A 19116-nucleotide genomic window follows, 5' to 3' on the forward strand; every position below is an offset into this window, starting at 1 on the left:
CGGAGGCGGCGTCGGCTCGTCCGTCAGGCCGGCAGGACGGCGAGCCACCACAGCAGGGCGACGCCGACGACCAGGAGCGCGGTCAGCGCCCACAGGGCGAGCTCCCTCGCATCCGTCGGCCCGACGCGGCCCGAGCGGCGGCGGCTCGGGCCGGCGGGACGGGCGGGCAGGGGCGCGACCATGGCCGGCCCGCTGCCCGTCGCCGGACCCCCGACGCCGCGGTCCCCCGACCGGGGGTCACGCCGGGACGACCTCGACGGGCACGACGTGGGCGATGTCGGCGCTCGAGCGCCCGACGCGCAGTGCGTAGGTCCCGGCCTCGACCCGCCAACCCGGGGAGCGCACCGCGGCGGCGGCACCGGGGGGCTTGAGCGGCAGGCGCTCGACCACGGCGGCGTGCCCCTCGGTGCCGACGTCCCACCAGGCGAAGGCACGGTCGTCGAGGGTCAGCCGGACGACCGTCGACTCGCCGGCGGTCAGGTGCACCTTGGCGAAGGCCTTGAGCTCCTGTGGCGGCCGGGGCACCTCCGTCCGCGACGGAGGCGCGACGTAGAGCTGCACCACCTCGCTGCCGGACCGGCTGCCGGTGTTGGTCACGGGCACCTCGACGACGAGCTCGTCCCCGGTGCCGGCGGTGAAGGACGCGGGCACCGTCGGCGTCCCCACGTCGAAGGTCGTGTACGAGAGCCCGTGCCCGAAGGGGAACCGGACCGGCAGGTGCCGGGACTGGTACCAGCGGTACCCGACGAAGACGCCCTCGCCGTAGCGGTGGTGGTCGTGGTCGCCGGGGAAGGTGCCCCACGACGGGTTGTGCTCGAGGCGCTCCGGCACGGTGGTGGGCAGCCGCCCCCCGGGCTCGGCGTCCCCGGTGAGGATCCGGGCCAGGGCCGGCCCCATCGCCTGGCCGCCGAACCAGGCCTGCACCACGGCGGCGGGGTCGTCGATCCAGTCCATGGTCACGGGGGCCCCGGCGTTGACGACGACGACGGTGCGAGGGTTCGCCGCCGCCACGGCGCGGATCAGGCCGTCCTGCTCGCCAGGCAGGTCCATCGAGCGCCGGTCGAAGCCCTCCGACTCCCACTCGTCGTCGGTCCCGACGACCACGACGGCGACGTCGGCCTCGGCGGCGGCGGCCACCGCCCGCTCGACGGCGTCGGGCGGCAGGAGGGCCCGGAGCCCGACCTTCACGCCGTAGACGCCGCCCGAGCCGCCGTCGCCGCCGGAGGTGTAGTCGATGGCGATCTCGACGGGGTCGCCGGCGACGAGGTCGATCGTCTCGGTGACCTCCTTGCTGCCGTAGCCCATGAACGTGCGCCCGCGCGGGAGCGGCGTCGCCATGCCGTCGATCAGCACGCGGCCGCCGACGGCCAGCCGGGCCCGGCCGGCCTGGGCGAGGGTGAAGAGGTGGGGCCCGGTGCGCTCGGGGGTGAACGTGCACGTGGCCCGGGCGGTGAACTCGGCGGGCACGCCCTGGGGCGGGCCGAAGCTGAGCAGCTGCGTCGCGGTCAGGGTCTCGGCCCGCACCTGCTCACCGCCGGGCTCGGACCCGGCGTGGTAGGTGACGGCGACCTCGGCCTTCAGGGTCGGGGCCGCCCGGGTGATGTCGACGCCGGGCTCGTGGACGACCTCGACGTCGGGGCCCAGGTGGTCGCCGATGGCCTCGAGCGGGGTGGCGACGTGGAAGGGCTCCACGTGCGAGGACCCGCCGCCCATGATCACGGCCTTGGCCGCGTTGGGCCCGATGACGGCGACGCGCCGCAGCGCCGACCGGTCGAGCGGCAGGGTCCCGTCGTTGGTGAGGAGCACCGTGCCGGAGACGGCGGCCTCGAGGGCCAGCTCGCGGTCGGCGGGCTCGTCGGCCGACGTGGGCTCCTCGGTCCCGGTGTCGTCGAGCGCCCCCACCCGCTCGAACACCGACAGCAGCCGCGTGACCTGGGCGTCGAGGTCGGCCTCGGCCACGGTCCCGGCCCGGACGGCGTCGGCCAGCGGCGCCCCGAAGGCCCGCCCCGGGCCGGGCATCTCCAGGTCGACGCCCGCCGCCGGCGACACCTCGGTGGTGGTGACGCCGTACCAGTCGGTGACGACGAAGCCGCTGAAGCCCCACTCGTCGCGGAGGATGCCGCCGAGCAGCGCCTCGTCCTCGGTGCACCAGATGCCGTTGAGCCGGTTGTAGCTCGTCATCACCCCGAGGCTCCCGCCCTCGCGGATGGCCAGCTCGAACGGGAGCAGGTAGATCTCCCGGAGGGTCCGCTCGTCGACGTCGGAGCTCATCGAGGTGCGCTCGTGCTCGGCGTCGTTGGCGACCAGGTGCTTGACCGTCGTGGCCACGTCCTGGGCCTGCACGCCCCGGACGAGGGCGGCTGCGGCCCGGCCCGACAGCAGCGGGTCCTCCGAGTAGCACTCGAAGTTCCGCCCGGCGAGGGGCGAGCGGTGGATGTTCACGGTCGGGGCGAGGAGGACCCGGCACGCCTTGCGCCGGGCCTCGGTGCCGAGCAGCACGCCGACGCGCTCGAGGAGGTCCACGTCCCACGAGGCGCCGAGGGCGGTCCCGCACGGGACGCAGACGGCGCGGAGCCCGCCCTCGCCGCGCGTGACCGGGCCCCGGGCCCCGTTGGGGCCGTCGGTGAGCCGCACCCGGGGCAGGCCGACCCGCTCGACCGGCAGCGTCGACCAGAAGTCGACGCCGGCGGTGAGCCCCGCCTTCTCGTCGAGCGTCATGGCGGCGACCATCTCGGTCACGCGGGCAGAGGGGCGGAGGGCGTCGGCCATGGTGCGACCCTACGGGCGCATTTCCCTGACCATCAAGTAAGCGAAATGACCTCGGGTCGGAGTGGGTCTGACCCACTCCGACCGCGCCCGGATCAGCAGCCTTGGACCGTCTCCACGCCCTCGTCGTTCTCCAGCAGGCGCTGGAGCGTGTCCACCGGGACGATGAGCGACTTCTCGGTGGCCACCTCGATGGCGTAGACGACGCCCACCACCTCGTTGCGCTCGTTGATGGCCGGGCCCCCGGAGTTGCCGGGGTGGATCTCGACCTCGGAGCGGATCACCTTCGACAGGTTCCCCAGCTGCGGGTCGGCCACGTAGTCCTCGACCTCGCCCTCGGTGACGGTGAGGACGCCGCCCTCGGGGTAGCCGAAGGCGCGGATGTCGTCGCCCGGCTCGGGGTTCACCGGCGCCAGCGTGGCGTGCGGGGCGTCCTCGCCCATCACCTCCTCCATGGAGGACGAGGCGTCGAGGCGCACGACGGCCAGGTCGGCCAGCAGGCCCTGGTTGGCCACCTCGACGGTGAGGTCGACGCCCTCGGACGTCTCGACCTCGAGCGTCTCGGCCCCCTCGACCACGTGGCGGTTGGTCACGATGGTGGTGCTGTCGATCAGGAAGCCGGACCCCACGCCCAGCCCCTCGCAGGTCTGGCTGCGGATGCGGACGGTGTAGAGGCCGGGGTCGACCTCGACCGGGGCGTCGATGGCGGAGGTGTCGACCTCGGGGTCGCTCGGCGGGGCGACGCACCCGGTCGCGACCCCGAGCACGACCAGGGCCACCACGGCGACAGCGAGACGGCGGCCCATCAGATCCCCAGCGCCTCGATGGCGGCCTCGAGCTCCTGGGCCTGGTCGAGGGCGTCCTCGCACACCTCGTTGACCTCGTCGGTGCGCTCCTGGAGGCCGGCGGCGTCCGGGGCGGGGTCGCCGAAGGCGGCGATGATGTCGTTGGCCAGGTCGGTGGTCTGCTGCTGGCAGTCGGCCAGGGCGGCGGTGACCTCGGGGGCCTGGGCGACGATGTCCGAGAGGATCCGGTTGCGGTCGGTCTCGCCCGCGTTCTCGTTGGCCAGGTCGCGCAGCCGGGTCCGGGCGTCCTCGAGCTCGGAGCTGGTGGCGTCGACCCGGTCGAGCGCCTCGCGCAGGTCGGCGTCGGCCGCCTCGCTGCGGTCCCGCCAGCGCTCGGCGCTGGAGCGGTTGACGAAGCCCCACGCGGTGGTGCCGGCCAGGGCACCGATCACGACGAGCACCAGCAGGGCCCGGCCCACGATCCGCCCCCGGGGGCGCCCCGGGCTGGGCCCGGGCGGCGGGGCCGACGACGGCGGGCCGGACGGCGCCTCCCCGGACCAGCCCGGTGCCGGCGCCGGGCCGACGGCGGGGTAGCCCTGCGGGACCGGACCGGTGGGCGGCCCGCCGCCGGCGGCGGACGGGTCCGCCCCCCACGCCGGGGCACCGGGCGTGCTCGGCGGCGGGGGCCCGGGAGGGACCGGCCCGGCCGGCCCCGAGGCGGGGAAGGCCCGGGTGGCGTCGTCGCCACCGGTCGGACCCGGCGCAGGCGGGTAGGTCATGGCTCGGCTCTCCGTCGTGGTCGTCGCCGCGCTCGGCGGCCGCCCGCAGTCTTGCCGCTGGCGACCGGCCCCACCCGCCCCGATGGCCACCTGGGTGCCCCCTCCCCGGCCCGACCCCCCGGCCGCGCCCGGCGCCCCCGCCGTGCGCTCTGCGTGCACCCACCCTCACCCAGCGCGGTCCTCCCCGACGCGTAGCCTGGGGCGCCACCCCGACGACCCAGGAAGACCGCGTTGCCCGCACCCGATCCGTCGCCGGAGACCGGCACCAGCCCGGCCGAGCGCCGCTTCCGCAAGCTCGTCGGCTACAGCTCCGACATCATCGTGGTCGTCGCGCCGGACACCCGGATCCGCTGGATCAGCCCCTCGGTGGAGGCGGTGCTGGGCTACACCCCCGAGGCGCTGGTGGGGATGCCGAGCGACACCCTGATCCACGCCGACGACGTCGGGCGGGCCCGCGAGCGGGTCGCCGGCGACGGCGACACGCCCTCGACCGAGCCGTTCCCGGTGCGGGCGACCGACGCCAGCGGCGGCTGGCACCACCTCGAGGTCCGCTTCGCCGACCTGTCCTCGGACCCCGACGTCGACGGCTTCATCTTCACCATCCGGGACGTCACCCGCGAGGTGGCGGCCGAGAGCGACCGCCAGCGCCTGTCGCTCGCCCTCGAGGCGTCGACGGACCTGGTCGGCACGCTGACCGTCGCCGACGGCCGGGTGTCGCTCAACCGGGCCGGGCTCGACCTGCTCGGCCTCACCGCACCCCAGGCGGACCTCGGCGCCATCGAGGCCCGGGTGCCGCCCTGGGTCCGCCACCGGGTGATGACCGAGGTCGTCCCCGCCCTCGTGGCCACCGGGCTGTGGGAGGGCGAGCTCGCCGTCCACGACGCCGAGGGCGACGCCGTGCCCCTGTCGGTGGTGATGGTCGCCCTGCGCGACGACGACCGCGGCCCGGGCGAGCCGGCGGACGAGACGGGCCGGATCGAGACCGTCGCCATCGTCGGCCGGGACATCAGCGAGCGCAAGGCGTTCGAGGACCAGCTCGAGCACCAGGCGACCCACGACCCGCTGACCGCGCTGCCCAACCGCACGCTGCTGCTCGACCGCCTCCGGGTGGCCGTCGCCCGCGCCGGGCGGCAGCAGACGCTGGCGGCCGTGCTGTTCCTCGACCTCGACAACTTCAAGATCGTCAACGACAGCCTGGGCCACGCCGCCGGCGACGCCCTGCTGGTCGAGGTGGCCACCCGCATCGAGGGCGCCGTCCGGCCCGGCGACACCGTGGCCCGCTTCGGCGGCGACGAGTTCGCCGTGCTGTGCGAGGACCTCACCGACCGGCGCGAGGCGCTCGAGATCGCCACCCGGGTGGAGCGGGCCGTGGCCCGCCCGCTCGTCCTCGAGGGGACCGAGGTGACGGTCACGGTGTCGATCGGCGTGGCCAGCAGCGACGGCAGCCAGGAGGCCGAGTCGCTCATGCGCGACTCCGACGCGGCCATGTACCAGGCCAAGGCCCGGGGCCGGTCCCGCACCGAGGTGTTCGACGCCGCCATGCACGTCCAGGTCGTCGACCGCCTCGAGCTGGAGCAGGGGCTCCGCCGGGCGCTCGACCGCCACGAGATGCGGCTCGTGTACCAGCCCCAGCTCGACCTCCGCACCGGCGCCGTGAACGGGGTGGAGTGCCTCGTCCGCTGGGAGCACCCGGAGCGGGGGATCCTCACGCCGGGCGAGTTCCTCCCCATCGCCGAGGAGACGGGGCTCATCGTCCCCGTCGGCAGCTGGATCACCGCCACCGCGGCGCGGGCCCTCGCCCGGTTCCGCGGCCTGTTCCCCGAGCGCTTCGGGAACCTGGTCATGAGCGTCAACATCTCCGCCCGCCAGCTGGCCTCGCCCCACCTGCTCGACGACGTGGCCGCCATCCTCGACGAGACCGGCCTCCCCCACGGCGCCCTGGTCCTCGAGATCACCGAGACCGACCTGATGGACGTGGAGGTCTCGGGCCTGGCCCTCGGGAAGATGCAGGACCTCGGCGTGCACGTCGCCGTCGACGACTTCGGCACCGGGTGGTCGTCGCTGCGCTACCTGCGCCAGTTCCCGGTCGACGTGCTCAAGATCGACAGGTCGTTCGTGGCCGGCCTCGGGCGCGACACCGAGGACGAGGCCATCGTCGCCGCCGTGATCGACCTGGCCCACGCCCTCGGGCTGAGCGCCGTGGCCGAGGGCGTCGAGGAGCAGATCCAGCTCGACCGGCTCCGAGCCCTCGGCTGCGACTCGGCCCAGGGCTGGCTGCTGGGCATGCCCATGGCCGAGGCCGACCTCATCGAGGTCCTCGAGCGCCAGACCTGACCCCCCGAACCTTGTCCGGAAGTCCCCCTCCTCGGCAGGGTTCCGGACAAGGTTGCGGGGGTCAGGGGGTGGAGTAGAGGGCGAGGGCCTCGTCGAGGGTGACGTCGGCGACCCCTGGGGAGCCGGCGACGGCCAGGAGCCACGGGGGGCGGACCGTGGCGGCGACGGCGAGCGGCGTCTCCAGGTCCGAGCCCTCGATCGCCTGGTGGACCCAGGACATGGCGTAGTCCGGCGGCCGGACGTCGCGGGTGAGCTCGACCAGGGCGAAGGGGTCGGGCGGGCCGTCGGGCAGCACCGCCCCGGCCACGACCATCGGCGAGCCCGGGGCCGGACCGCCACCGGCCAGGCCGGGCCCGTCGAGCAGGATCGCCCCCCGCACCTGCTCGGGGCAGGCGCCGGCGACGAGGAGGGCGACGTAGGCCCCGAGACCCCGGCCGACGACGGTCGCCGTGCCCAGGTGGTCGGTGGCGATGGCGGCGTCGGCCATCAGGATCTCAGCCGTGTAGCCCCCGCCCTGCGACGGGCTCGACGCCCCGTGCCCGGTCAGGTCGAGGCCCCACACCGGGCCCGGCCAGCCGTCGGTCCACGCCGGCGCCGCGTCGGGGGTGCGCTCGCCCAGACCGTGCAGCACCAGCAGGGCCCGCACCTCGTCGTCGACGGCGTCGCGCAGGTGGTGGAGCGCGAGCTCGACCCGGTTGTGCCGCAGCACCACGGTCTCGCCGGTCACGAGAGGTGCTCCAGGACGAGGTCGGCGATGGCCCGCGGCTGCTCGATGTGCACGAAGTGGCCCACGCCCTCCAGCCCGACGAAGCGGCCCCCCGGCGGCAGGTTGGGGACCACGTCCTCCGGCAGGGTGCCCCAGCCCATCACCTCGATCTCGCGGCCGAGGACGCAGAGGGTCGGCATGCCCAGGCTGGGCAGGCGCCACATCGACCACTCCGGCCGCCAGGGCCCGAACCCGCCCATCCGCAGCGTCGGGTCGATCTTCCACCGCCAGCCGTCGGCGGACCGCTCGGCCCCGATGGGCACGAGGTAGCGCAGCCAGGCCGGGTCGAGGCGGGGGTTCATCTTCCCCCGGCGCTCGGCCAGCTCCTCCAGGGTCCCCGGCCGGCGGGTCTTGCCGCCCGCGGCGCGCCGGTGGTCGAGCCACGAGGTCGTCTCCTTCAGGCGCATGCGGGCCCGGTGGTGCTCGGGCACGTCGGGCCAGCTGCGGGAGGAGGGCAGGCCGTCGAGGTTGACGACGGCGCTCACCATGTGGGGGCAGGACTCGGCCAGCTGGAGGATGAGGGCGCCGCCCTTGCTGTGGCCGAGCACCGGCATGGGCCGGGTGCCGAGCGTGGCCATGACGGCGACCGCGTCGCGGACGTCAGCCTCCCACGAGTACAGGGTCGGGTGGGCCGAGTCGCCGTGGCCCCGCTGGTCCCAGGAGACGACCCGCCAGCCGGCGTCGGCCAGGAGCGGGGCCAGGCCGTCGAAGGTCCCGGCGAAGTCGAAGCCGCCGTGGGCGCACAGGAGCGGCGGGGCCGACTCGTCGCCCCACTCCCAGACGCTGAGGCGCAGGCCGTGGCTCTCGAGCCAGCGGTGGCGGTCCGGGCGCCGGGCGCCCGGGTAGGCGTGGTCGACCCCGTCGGGCGGCGGCTCGGAGGCCAGCCGGGCCCGGGCCGGGGCGGACGGGTCGGTCGCAGGCACCGGGCGAGGCTACCCGCCACCCTTGACCCGCCGGTCAAGCCGGTGCCGGCGCGCCACCGGGTCCCCGGGAGGGACAGATGGCGACCGGATGGCCGATGACCGGTATCTTCTGGTGCCTGTGGCATCCGGGATCGCAAGGGCGCGCCTGAAGCGGGCCAAGCGGCACCGCCACCTCCTCGAGGGCTCCGCTCTGCTCGTCGTCGGGGCGGCCATCCAGGCCGGCTCCGGTGCGATCTTCTGGCTGATCGCGGCGAAGCTCGACGTCGAGGCCGATGTCGGCAGCGCCGCCAAGCTGTCGCAGTCGATCCTGTTCGTGACCTACCTCGCGAGCCTCGGCCTGCCCGTTGCTCTGGCCCGCTACGCCGCCGACCGCGACGACGACTCCGACACGACCTTCACCTGGGCGGTCATCGCCACGTCGACGATCGCCGGCATCCTCGGGCTCGGCTACGTCGCCGTGCTGCACTCGTCGGCGACCGACGTCCTGACCGACTGGGACGGGCTCCTGGGACCTCTGGTGTTCGCAGCGACGACCATCGGCGCCGCCCTGTCGATGATCGCCGACGTGCGCTGCATGACGGCCCGCCGCTGGAACCTGGTGATGTTCCGCATCACCCTCGTCGGGCTGGTCCGGTTCCCGCTCCTGTTCCTGGCCCGCGACCACGGCCACCGCGCCCTCTGGCTGTTCGTGTTCTCGTCGGGCCCGGTCGCCCTCTCGGGCTACGTCGGGGCCTTCCTGGCCCCCCGCTTCGCCGGCGGCCGGATGCGCCTCGGGCCCCGCCCCGCCGCCATGGCCCAGGCGATCCGCTACTCGGCCGTGAACTACCTCTCCACCCTGGCCTACCAGGCGCCGTACTTCGCCCTCCCGGTCATCGTCCTGGCCTCGGTCAGCTCCGAGAGCTACGCCAGCTTCAACGTGGCCTGGGGGATCGTCGCCGTGGCCTTCTACGTGCCGACGGCGCTCGGCCAGGCCCTCCTCGCGGAGGGCGGCCGCGACGGCGCCCGTCTCCGGTCTCAGGTGCGCCTCGCCCTCGTCCTGGCGCTCGGGCTGATGGTCGCCGGGGCCATGGTGACCGCCGTGGGCCGCGACATCGTCACCGCCGTGTACGGCGACGGGTACTCCGACGCGGCGCGCGTCCTGCCGGCCATGGTCGCGGCAGGCATCCCGTGGGCCATCACGTCGCTCCTGCTGTCCGAGGTGCGGATCCTCCACCGCCACTCGGCCACGGTCGCGATCACCCTCGCCCTCACCGCCGCCATCGTCATCCCGGCACTGCTGCTCGTGCCCGAGGGCGGTCTGTCCCCCGACGGCATCGACGGGGCGAGCATCTCGTGGCTGATCGGCAACGTGGTGGCGGCCGTGGTCGCCATCGCGGCGTCGCGCATCAGCCACGCCCGGGGCCAGGCCGACCCGACGGTGGACGACGACCCCGCCCTCGACGAGCCCGGCACGGCCGCCGACGCCACCGAGGTCGGGATCACCCTCGACGTGCACTCCGCCTGACCGGCGCCCCGTGCTGGACGACCCGACCGACCCGCGCCTGGCGGTGTTCATGGGCCTGCGCGACCACGACCTGCGCCGCCGCCGGGAGGCGCCCGGCGGCGACATGCAGGGCGTGTTCGTGGCCGAGGGCGAGCTGGTCGCCGGCCGAGCCCTGACCGCCGGCTACCAGGCCCTGTCGGCCATGGTGGACGGGGCGCGCGACGACCCGCTGCCCCCGGGGCTGCCCGCCGACGTGCCCGTCCACCGGGTCGGGCCGGCCGTCGTCGCCGCCGTCACCGGCTACCAGACCCACCGGGGCGCGCTGGTGGCGTTCGCCCGCCGCCGCCTGCCCGACCCGGCCGAGGTGCTGGCCTCGGCCCGGCGGGTGGTGGTGGCCGAGGGTGTGGTCAACCCGACCAACATGGGCGTGATCCTCCGCAGCGCCGCCGCCCTCGGCGTCGACGCCCTGCTGCTCGACCCGGCGTCGTGCGACCCCCTCTACCGGCGGGCCAACCGGGCGTCGATGGGGCTCGGCTTCGCCCTGCCCCACGCCCGGCTGCGGCCGCTGCCCGACGGCCTGGCCCCGGTGCGGGACGCGGGCTTCACGGTCGTCGCCCTGACCCCCGCGCCCGACGCCGTCGACCTCCACGCCTGGGCCGACGCCGTGGACGCCGACGCCCGCGTCGCCATGGTCCTCGGGTCCGAGGGCCCCGGCCTGACCGAGGCGACCGAGGCCGCCGCCGACGTGCGGGCCCGGATCCCGCTCGCCGTCGGGGTGGACTCGCTCAACGTCGGCGTCGCCGCCGGCATCGCCTGCTACGTGCTGGGTCGGGCCCGGTTCGACGGCCGAGCCCGTTAGGGTCCGCTCGACCTGACGACCCGTCAGATCGGCTCGACCCGGAGGTGCCCCGTGATCCTCGACCGCTTCCGCCTGGACAGGAAGGTGGCCATCGTGACCGGCAGCGGCCAGGGCATCGGCCGGGCCTGCGCCCTGGCCTTCGCCGAGGCCGGGGCCGACGTCGTCGTCTCGTCCCGCACCCCCGCCGACGTGGAGGCGGTGGCCGCCGAGGTGGAGGCGCTCGGCCGCCGGGCCCTCGCCCTGCCCGCCGACGTGATGGACGACGCCGCCCTGGAGGAGCTCGTCGGCCGGGCCGCGACCGAGCTGGGCCGGCTCGACATCCTGGTCAACAACGCCGGCGGGACGCCGCCGCGGGCGGCCATGGACACCAGCGCCGGCTTCATGGAGCGGGCCTTCCGGTTCAACGCCGTCCAGCCCTTCCAGCTGGCCAAGCTGGCGGCCCGGGCGATGGTCGACACCGCCGGCGAGGGGGCGATCCTGAACGTGTCGTCCCGGTCGAGCCAGCAGGTCGTCCCCGGCTTCACCGCCTACGGCACGGCCAAGGCCGCCCTCAACAAGATCACGACGAGCCTGGCGGTGGAGTGGGCGCCGCGGGTCCGGGTCAACGCCCTGTCGGTGGGGGCGGTGGCGACCCGGTCGCTCGACGTGGTGATGACCGACGAGGGCATGCGCACCGCCCTCGAGGCGGGGACGCCGATGGGTCGGGCCGGCGAGCCCACCGACATCGCCGCCGCCGCCCTCTGGCTGTGCTCCCCCGCCGGCGCCTGGATCACCGGCAAGGTGGTCGAGGTCGACGGCGGCGCCGAGACCACCGTCCTGTCGCTCCCCACGCCCCCGCTCGAGCCCACCCCCTGACGAGCTCGGGGGCAGATCCGGGACGAGCGTCAGACATCTGCCACCGACCGCGGCGGGCGACGGCGCTCAGCCCTCGGTGGTCGTGGTGGCGTCCCCGTCGTCGGGGTCCGGGCCCTCGTCGTCGGCCTGCGGGTCGTCCCCGTCGGCGTCCTCGTCAGGCGGGGCGACGACCTCGCGCTCGATGCGGACGTCGCTCTGGGCCACGCCGGCCACGGTGATGCCGTCGACGGCCCGCAGCGTCCCGTCGGTCCGGTCGAAGTAGAGGATCGAGGCCTGGAGCGGCACCGGCTCGTCCCGCTGGAGGCTGCGCAGGCCGGCCCCGCCGGTCGACCCCTCGACCCGGAGCAGGGTGCCGTCGCCCAGGTCGTCGACGGCGCGGCGGTGGGTGTGGCCGGCCAGGACCAGCGGCACGAGCCCGCCCAGCTCGGCGGCGGTGCGGGGGTCGTGCACCAGGGCCACGTCGACGCGCTGGACCCCGGCGGAGTCGCGCAGGCCGGCGGCGGTGTCGTCGGCGAAGGCGTCGGCCACCTCCTGCTGGTCCTCGCCGCTGCCGGCCCGCTCCTTGTCGGGCGTGAAGCGCGGGTCGCCGATGCCCCAGAAGCGCAGCCCGCCGACGGTCACGGTGCTGTCGTCGAGGACGAAGGCGTTCTCCTGCCGGCCCACGGCGCGCTGGGTCGCCAGCGAGTCGTGGTTGCCCCGCACGTAGAGGTAGGGCGCGCCCACGTCCTCGATCAGCTCGACGAACCGACCCTCGAGCTCGGTGCCCCAGTCGTTGATGTCGCCGGTGTCGACGACCACGTCGACGGCGAACTGGGCGACGACCCGCTCGATGAGGGTGAAGGCCTGCGGGTTGAGGTGGAGGTCGCTCACGTGGAGCACGGCCACGGTGCTGCTGTCGCGCTGGAACGAGCGGATCGAGTCACCCGCCTGGTAGAGCACGGCCACGTTCTCGACCAGCCCGGCGAGCTGGGCGCTGTAGTCGTCGAGCCGATCGAGCACGTCCCGGGCGTCGCCCACCGCCGTCGGGGCGAGGGCGAGGACGCCCGAGTAGCGGGGCTCGGCCAACGACTCGGAGCGCCACGTCCGGGCGGCCACGCCCATCGAGCCGACCGTGGCCAGCAGGGCCACGAGCCCGCCGATCAGCACCTCGCGAGGCCGGAACCGCCGCAGCCCGGACAGGACGGCCCCGCCGACGGTGGCGGTGACGACGATGCGGAGGGCCAGCCGCTGCACGGCCGACCGCACCTCGTCGTCGAGCTCGGCCTCCAGCCCCTCGAGCAGCGTCGGGTCCTCGGCGATGGCCCGGGCCTCGTCGGCCTGGAGCTCGTCGACCCGCAGGTCGAGGCCGAGCGGCCCGCGGTGGGAGTCGAGGGTGATCCGCCCCAGCGGGGCCAGGTGGACCTCGGTCCCCCCGGCGAGGGACGGTCGGGCCGAGAAGGTGGCGTCGAACGGCCCGACCTCGGCCGGGGTGTCGCCGAAGGCCATCACGCCGATGGTCCCGCCCACCACGGCGATGGCCACGGTGAGGGCGATCCGGCCCAGCCGACGGAGCCAGGCCGGCGGCGACGGGAGGCGGTCCCGCCGGGGCAGCCACCCCGGCCGCGACGGGAGGCTGTCTCGCCGGGGCAGCCACCCCGGCAGCGACGGGAGGCTGTCTCGCCGGGGCAGCCACCTCGGGAGCGACGGGACCCAGCGCCTGCGGCGGTCGTCGGCGTCGTCCACCGCCCCTGCCTACCGCACCGCCGCCGGACCTGCGATCGCACGTCCGGTGCCGATCGACGCCATCCCGGTGGCGTGAGGCACCGACCGGGGTGGACGCCACCCCGCCAGGTGCGGGCTGCCAGGCTGTCGCCATGCCCGTGCCGGTCACCGACGACGCCGTCGTCCACCCCGAGCACCGGCCCGGTCGCAACCGACCGGTGTCGACGGAGGCGGCGCAGGAGGGTCGCCTCCTGGTGTGGCGGGTCTCCACCGGTGTCGCCCTGTCGGTCGGGCTCACCAACCTGCTCGGCGCCGTGGCCGTGTTCGCCTTCGGGGTCTGGGTCCTGCCGTCCGGGCCGATCCCCGACGAGGACCACGCCGTCGCCGTCAACCTGGTGATGGTGTCCATCTGGGTGCCGATCGCCGTCCTGACCGGGACGCTGTGGGGCTCGCGCAGCCTGCGCCCGGCCCGTCGGTGGCTCCTGGAGGGGAGGAGGCCGACGCAGGCGGAGGAGGAGGCGGTCCTGCGCGGCCCCATCCGGCTGTTCCGGGTGCAGCTCCGGCTGTGGCTGGCGTCGGCGGTCGTCTTCGCCACGGTCAACGGCCTGATCGCCCCCCGCCTGATCTGGCGCGTCGGCCTCCCGATCGTGCTGGGCGGCCTGACGACGAGCACCCTCACCTACCTCATCACCGAGCGGAGGTTGCGACCGCTCGCGGCGCGGGCCCTGGCCGAGGGCAGCCTCGACCGGCCCCGGCTGCCCGGCGTGATGGCCCGCCAGCTGCTGACGTGGGCCCTGGGCGCCGGCGTGCCCGTCCTCGGGCTGGTGATCTCGGGGACCTTCGCCGCCGTCGAGTCCGACACGTCGCGCCTCTCCCTGGCCGTCACCATGATCACCCTCGGCAGCACCTCGCTGGCGGTCGGGCTGTGGGCCACGCTGCTGGGCGCCAAGGCCGTCTCCGACCCGATCCGCTCGGTCCGCCAGGGTCTGGCCCGGGTCGAGGCGGGCGACCTCGACGCCGAGATCCCCGTGTACGACGGGAGCGAGGTCGGCCTCCTCCAGGACGGCTTCAACCGCATGGTCGGCGGGCTGCGCGAGCGCGAGCGGATCCGGGACCTCTTCGGCCGCCACGTGGGCACCGCGGTGGCGGCCGAGGCCGTCGACCACGAGTCGTCGCTCGGCGGCGAGGTGCGCGACATCGCCGTCCTCTTCGTCGACATCATCGCCTCGACCCGGCTCGCCTCCGAGCAGCCCCCGGCGGTGGTGGTCGAGGTGCTCAACCGGTTCTTCGCCGTGGTCGTGGCGACCGTCGACGACCACGGCGGGTGGATCAACAAGTTCCAGGGCGACGCCGCCCTGGCCGTGTTCGGGGCACCCGGACCCCACGACGACCCGGCCACGTGCGCCCTCGCCGCCGGTCGGGCCCTGGCCGAGCGGCTCGCGGCCGAGGTGCCCGACTGCCGCGCCGGCATCGGCATCGCCGCCGGGCCGGCTGTGGCCGGCAACGTCGGGGCCGAGGAGCGGTTCGAGTACACGGTCATCGGGGACCCGGTGAACGAGGCCGCCCGCCTGACGGAGATGGCCAAGGAGGTGCCGGGCGGGATGGTCGCCTCCGGGTCGGCCGTGGCCGCGGCCGCGGACGCCGAGGCCCGGCTCTGGGAGGCGGTCGACACCGTGACCCTGCGGGGCCGCACGGCGCCGACCGTCCTCCACGTGCCCCGATCGGCCGACGGTTGAGGGTTGGGCCCGGCGGTCCGGGGGGAGCGACCGCCATGGCCCGCTACACCACCACCCAGACCACCGGCTGGGACCCCGACACCGCCTTCGCCTGGATGGCCGACCTCCGCCACCTCGCCGACTGGGACCCCAGCATCGAGGCGTCGGAGCAGGTCGTCGGGGACGGGCCGGGCGTCGGCTCCGAGTACGACGTGTCCGTGCGCGCCGCGGGCGGTGTGCGGACCATGCGCTACCGGATCGAGGAGTGGGAACCGGCCGCCCGTCGCCTGCTGGCGGTGTCGGAGACCCCGGTGCTCACCTCCTACGACCGGATCTCGGTCGAGGCGGTCGAGGGCGACGTCCGCACCACCGCGGTGACCTACGACGCCGACCTGGTCATGAAGGGCCCGGCCAAGGTCGCCGACCCGCTCGTCGCCCTCGGCTTCCGGAAGATGGGCGACGAGGCCGCCGTCGGCCTGGCCGAGGCGCTCCACCGGGCCGCCCCGCCGACCTGACCGGGAACACCGGGACCCTCCGGGACGTTAGTTGTCTGTGCAACTACTGTCCAGGAGGCCCCTGATGCCCGCCACCACCGTCGACGACCTCACCACCCTCGAGCGCATCCCGGCCGCCGACCGGGCCCACTCGCGCCCCGTCCGCTCGGTCACCACCGCCCCGACCGGCTACGAGGGCGAGGGGTTCCCCGTCCGGCGGGCCTTCGCCGGCGTCGACCTGGCCGACCTCGACCCCTTCGTCCACATGGACCAGATGGGCGAGGTCGAGTACGCCCCGGGTGAGCCCAAGGGCACCTCGTGGCACCCCCACCGGGGCTTCGAGACCGTCACCTACATGATCGACGGCACCATGGAGCACCAGGACTCCGAGGGCGGCGGCGGCGTCATCACCAACGGCGACACCCAGTGGATGACCGCCGGCTCGGGCCTGCTCCACGTCGAGCGCCCGCCGGAGGCGCTGGTGGCCAGCGGCGGCCTCTTCCACGGCATCCAGCTGTGGGTGAACCTCCCCAGCGGCCAGAAGATGGCCACGCCCCGGTACCAGGACCTGCGCTCGGGTGAGGTGGCCCTGGCCGGCTCGCCCGACGCCGGCGCCCTCGTCCGGGTCATCGCCGGCACCGTCGCCGGCCACCGCGGCCCGGGTTCGACCCACACCCCGATGGCCATGGTCCACGCCACCGTCGCCCCCGGCGCCGAGCTGGTGCTCCCGTGGCCCGAGGGGTTCAACGCCCTGGGCTACGTCCTGGCCGGCGAGGGCGACGTCGGCCCGGACCGCCGCCCCGTGTCGGCGGGCCAGACCGTGGTCTTCGCACCCGGACCGTCGGTCGCCGGCGAGCATGCGAGCGGCGCAGGTGGTCTCGCGGTGGGGGCCGCCGCCACCCAGGACAGCCGGACCGACGCCCTCGAGGTCCTGTTCCTCGGCGGCCGTCCGATCCGGGAGCCGGTCGCCTGGATGGGCCCGTTCGTCATGAACACGCGCGACGAGCTGCGGCAGGCCTACGAGGACTTCCAGAGCGGACGCTTCGGCCGCTTCTGAAGACGGAGGGGGTCAGACCCCGTCCGTCCGGTCGGGGCGGACCTGGCGGGCCAATGCCTTGGGGGCGACGCAGCAGTAGGCGTCGGCGACGATCCCCGCCACCTCGTCCCAGTCGACGTCGCGGTCGAGCCGGACGCCCAGCCAGCCCCGGTGGCCGACGTAGGGCGGGCGAAAGAACCGCTCCGGCTCGGCCTCCACGAGCGTGGCCTGGACCCCGTCGGGCGCCGCGCACCAGATCCCCAGGATGCCGTCCCCGTGGTGGTCGTCGAGGTACATGACGAAGGTCTTCTTCTCGCGGATGAAGAAGGTGGGCGAGCCGTGGCTCAGCCGCTCCGAGGTCTCGGGCAAGGCCAGGCAGATCTCCCGCAGCCGGGCGAGGGCACGGTGGTCGGTGTCGAAGGTCCACTCCACACCCCGATCATCGTCGCGACGGCCGGGTCTCCGCCGGGGGTGCGGGCGTCGACGTCCTCCGACCCCGCCCCCCGCCCTCTGGGGGCCGGCGATGCCGACGCCGTACTCTCGGACCATGAGCGAGGCACCCGAGCGCCAGGCCCACCAGCTCTACGACGCCGAGGGCAACCCCACCCGGGAGCGGCCGTGGATCATCCGCACCTACTCGGGCCACTCCAGCCCGAAGGCGTCCAACGCCCTGTACCGCCAGAACCTGGCCGCCGGGCAGACCGGGCTGTCGATCGCCTTCGACCTCCCGACCCAGTGCGGCTACGACTCCGACGACCCCATCGCCCGCCCCGAGGTCGGCAAGGTCGGGGTGCCGATCAACAGCGTCGACGACATGCGCGTGCTGTTCGACGAGATCCCGATCGAGGACATGAACACCTCGATGACCATCAACGGCACGGCCATGTGGCTCCTGGCCCTGTACATCGCCGTGGCCCGCGAGCGGGGCGTCGACGTCAGCCAGCTCACGGGCACGACCCAGAACGACCTCATCAAGGAGTACCTGGCCCGGGGGACCTACATCTTCCCGCCGGCCGACAGCCTCCGGATCATCGCCGAGATGTACGAGTTCTGCCTGGAGGAGGTGCCCCGCTGGAACGCCTCCAACATCTGCTCGTACCACCTGCAGGAGGCGGCGGCGACGCCGGTCCAGGAGCTGGCCTTCGCCCTGGCCAACGCCATCAGCCTCCTCGACCTGATCAAGGAGCGGGGCCACTTCGACGACGACCAGTTCGCCCGGGTCGTGGGGCGCATCAGCTTCTTCGTGAACTCGGGGATCCGGTTCGTCGAGGAGATGTGCAAGATGCGCGCCTTCGGCGAGCTGTGGGACGAGTACACCCGCGACCGCTTCGGCGTCACCGACCCGAAGTACCGCCGCTTCCGCTACGGCGTGCAGGTCAACTCCCTCGGTCTCACCGAGAGCCAGCCCGAGAACAACGCCTGGCGCATCCTGATCGAGGCCCTCGGGGTCACGCTCAGCCGTGACGCCCGGGCCCGGGCGGTCCAGCTCCCGGCCTGGAACGAGGCGCTGTCGCTGCCCCGCCCGTGGGACCAGCAGTGGTCGCTGCGCCTCCAGCAGATCCTCGCCTACGAGACCGATCTGCTCGAGTACCCCGACCTGTTCGAGGGGTCGGTCGTCGTCGAGTCCAAGGTGGCCGAGCTCAAGGAGCAGGCCCGGGCCGAGATCGAGTCGATCCTCGGCATGGGCGGCGTGATCCCCGCCATCGAGTCCGGCTACCTCAAGTCGGCGCTGGTGCGCTCGATGAGCGAGCGGATCAGCCGGATCAACAGCGGCGAGCAGATCGTCGTGGGCCTCAACAGGTGGACCGACGGCATCCCCTCCCCCCTGCTCGGCGGCGAGGACGGCGGGCTGTTCAAGATCGACGAGACCGCCTACGCCGACGCCGTCGAGGGCCTGGAGCGGGTGCGCGCCACCCGCGACGCCGCCCGCGTCGAGGCCGCCCTCGACGCCCTCAAGGCCGCCGCCCGCGACGGCAGCTCGATGATGGAGCCGTCGATCGAGTGCGCCCTCGCCCGGGTCACCACCGGCGAGTGGGCCGGGGCCCTGCGCGAGGTGTTCGGCGAGTACCGCCCCGCCACCGGCGTCGACGGCCAGCGCCTGGGCCTGGCCGGCGACCGCGTCGACGCCCTGCGGACCCGCATCCAGGCCCTGGCCGACGGGCTGGGCCGGCGGCCCAAGATCCTCGTCGGCAAGCCCGGCCTCGACGGCCACTCCAACGGGGCCGAGGTCATCGCCGTGTCGGCCCGCCACGTCGGCTTCGACGTCGTGTACTCCGGCATCCGACTGAGCCCGGAGGACATCGTGCAGTCGGCCGTCGAGGAGGGCGTCGACCTCATCGGGGCGTCGGTCCTGTCCGGCAGCCACGTCGAGCTGGCCCAGCAGATCACCGACGGCCTGGCCAAGCACGACGCCGCCCACATCCACCTGGTGGTCGGCGGGATCATCCCGAGCAGCGACGTCCAGAAGCTCGAGGCCGCCGGCGTGGCCCGCGTCTACACGCCGAGCGACTACGAGATCATCGACATCATGGAGTCGATCACCGACGTGATCGAGACCGCCAAGAGCTGACCCGCCTCGACCCCATCCCGTTCTGTCGCGGCAGGCGCTCATCCGTGAGCG

16 protein-coding genes are annotated in these 19116 nt (G+C 74.7%); 8 read left to right on the plus strand and 8 right to left on the minus strand.

All coding sequences use genetic code 11. The features are described 5' to 3' along the window. Positions 1–23 precede the first annotated feature (23 nt). The 4 genes from HC251_RS22640 to HC251_RS22655 form a co-directional block, all read right to left on the minus strand. Positions 24–182 (minus strand): hypothetical protein, encoded by a 159-nt coding sequence (locus HC251_RS22640; RefSeq protein ID WP_219942890.1) that lies wholly within the window; start codon positions 180–182, stop codon positions 24–26. A gap of 55 nt (positions 183–237) precedes the next feature. Then, positions 238–2769, minus strand: a complete 2532-nt coding sequence (locus tag HC251_RS22645; protein WP_219942891.1) for a beta-glucosidase — start codon at positions 2767–2769, stop codon at positions 238–240. Between the two features lie 92 nt (positions 2770–2861). Continuing rightward, positions 2862–3572: a S1C family serine protease gene (locus HC251_RS22650; RefSeq protein WP_219942892.1), complete on the minus strand. Its 711-nt coding sequence runs from the start codon at positions 3570–3572 to the stop codon at positions 2862–2864. Next, positions 3572–4330 (minus strand): hypothetical protein, encoded by a 759-nt coding sequence (locus HC251_RS22655; RefSeq protein ID WP_219942893.1) that lies wholly within the window; start codon positions 4328–4330, stop codon positions 3572–3574. Before HC251_RS22655 ends, HC251_RS22650 begins: the two co-directional genes overlap by 1 nt. Positions 4331–4561: 231 nt before the next feature. On the opposite strand from HC251_RS22655, the gene HC251_RS22660 reads away from it, so the two are divergent. Continuing rightward, entirely contained in the window at positions 4562–6664 is a 2103-nt protein-coding gene (locus HC251_RS22660; protein ID WP_219942894.1) for a bifunctional diguanylate cyclase/phosphodiesterase, read from the plus strand. Between the two features lie 61 nt (positions 6665–6725). Here HC251_RS22660 and HC251_RS22665 read toward each other — a convergent pair whose 3' ends face one another. Together HC251_RS22665 and HC251_RS22670 are read right to left on the minus strand one after the other, a co-directional pair. Continuing rightward, positions 6726–7391 (minus strand): alpha/beta hydrolase, encoded by a 666-nt coding sequence (locus HC251_RS22665; RefSeq protein ID WP_219942895.1) that lies wholly within the window; start codon positions 7389–7391, stop codon positions 6726–6728. Further along, positions 7388–8353 (minus strand): alpha/beta fold hydrolase, encoded by a 966-nt coding sequence (locus HC251_RS22670; RefSeq protein WP_219942896.1) that lies wholly within the window; start codon positions 8351–8353, stop codon positions 7388–7390. Before HC251_RS22670 ends, HC251_RS22665 begins: the two co-directional genes overlap by 4 nt. A 118-nt stretch (positions 8354–8471) precedes the next feature. On the opposite strand from HC251_RS22670, the gene HC251_RS22675 reads away from it, so the two are divergent. The 3 genes from HC251_RS22675 to HC251_RS22685 are packed head-to-tail and all read left to right on the plus strand — an operon-like array spanning position 8472 to position 11550. Then, positions 8472–9857, plus strand: coding sequence for a lipopolysaccharide biosynthesis protein (locus tag HC251_RS22675; protein WP_219942897.1), 1386 nt, complete (start codon positions 8472–8474; stop codon positions 9855–9857). A 10-nt stretch (positions 9858–9867) separates the two neighbouring features. Then, on the plus strand, positions 9868–10695 hold the full coding sequence (locus HC251_RS22680) for an RNA methyltransferase (RefSeq protein WP_219942898.1): 828 nt from the start codon (positions 9868–9870) through the stop codon (positions 10693–10695). Positions 10696–10746: 51 nt separating this feature from the next. Then, positions 10747–11550, plus strand: coding sequence for a glucose 1-dehydrogenase (locus HC251_RS22685; RefSeq protein ID WP_219942899.1), 804 nt, complete (start codon positions 10747–10749; stop codon positions 11548–11550). 66 nt (positions 11551–11616) lie between these two features. Here HC251_RS22685 and HC251_RS22690 read toward each other — a convergent pair whose 3' ends face one another. Next, entirely contained in the window at positions 11617–13272 is a 1656-nt protein-coding gene (locus HC251_RS22690; protein WP_219942900.1) for a metallophosphoesterase, read from the minus strand. A 131-nt stretch (positions 13273–13403) separates the two neighbouring features. Here HC251_RS22690 and HC251_RS22695 point away from each other — a divergent pair, with 131 nt between their 5' ends. The 3 genes from HC251_RS22695 to HC251_RS22705 all read left to right on the plus strand — a co-directional run bounded on the left by HC251_RS22695 (position 13404) and on the right by HC251_RS22705 (position 16517). Beyond that, positions 13404–14987 (plus strand): adenylate/guanylate cyclase domain-containing protein, encoded by a 1584-nt coding sequence (locus tag HC251_RS22695; protein WP_219942901.1) that lies wholly within the window; start codon positions 13404–13406, stop codon positions 14985–14987. Between the two features lie 35 nt (positions 14988–15022). Next, positions 15023–15481: an SRPBCC family protein gene (locus HC251_RS22700; protein ID WP_219942902.1), complete on the plus strand. Its 459-nt coding sequence runs from the start codon at positions 15023–15025 to the stop codon at positions 15479–15481. Between the two features lie 64 nt (positions 15482–15545). After that, positions 15546–16517, plus strand: coding sequence for a pirin family protein (locus tag HC251_RS22705; protein ID WP_219942903.1), 972 nt, complete (start codon positions 15546–15548; stop codon positions 16515–16517). Positions 16518–16529: 12 nt separating this feature from the next. Here the strand turns inward: HC251_RS22705 and HC251_RS22710 are convergent, their stop codons facing one another. Then, positions 16530–16928, minus strand: a complete 399-nt coding sequence (locus tag HC251_RS22710) for an MmcQ/YjbR family DNA-binding protein (RefSeq protein WP_255566527.1) — start codon at positions 16926–16928, stop codon at positions 16530–16532. Between the two features lie 115 nt (positions 16929–17043). Here HC251_RS22710 and HC251_RS22715 point away from each other — a divergent pair, with 115 nt between their 5' ends. Further along, the gene (locus tag HC251_RS22715) at positions 17044–19065 is read left to right on the plus strand and encodes a protein meaA (protein WP_219942905.1); all 2022 of its coding nucleotides are present in this window, start codon (positions 17044–17046) and stop codon (positions 19063–19065) included. The last annotated feature ends 51 nt before the right edge of the window (positions 19066–19116 follow it).

The sequence above is a fragment of the Iamia sp. SCSIO 61187 genome (genome assembly GCF_019443745.1).
Classification (GTDB): Bacteria; Actinomycetota; Acidimicrobiia; order Acidimicrobiales; family Iamiaceae; genus Iamia.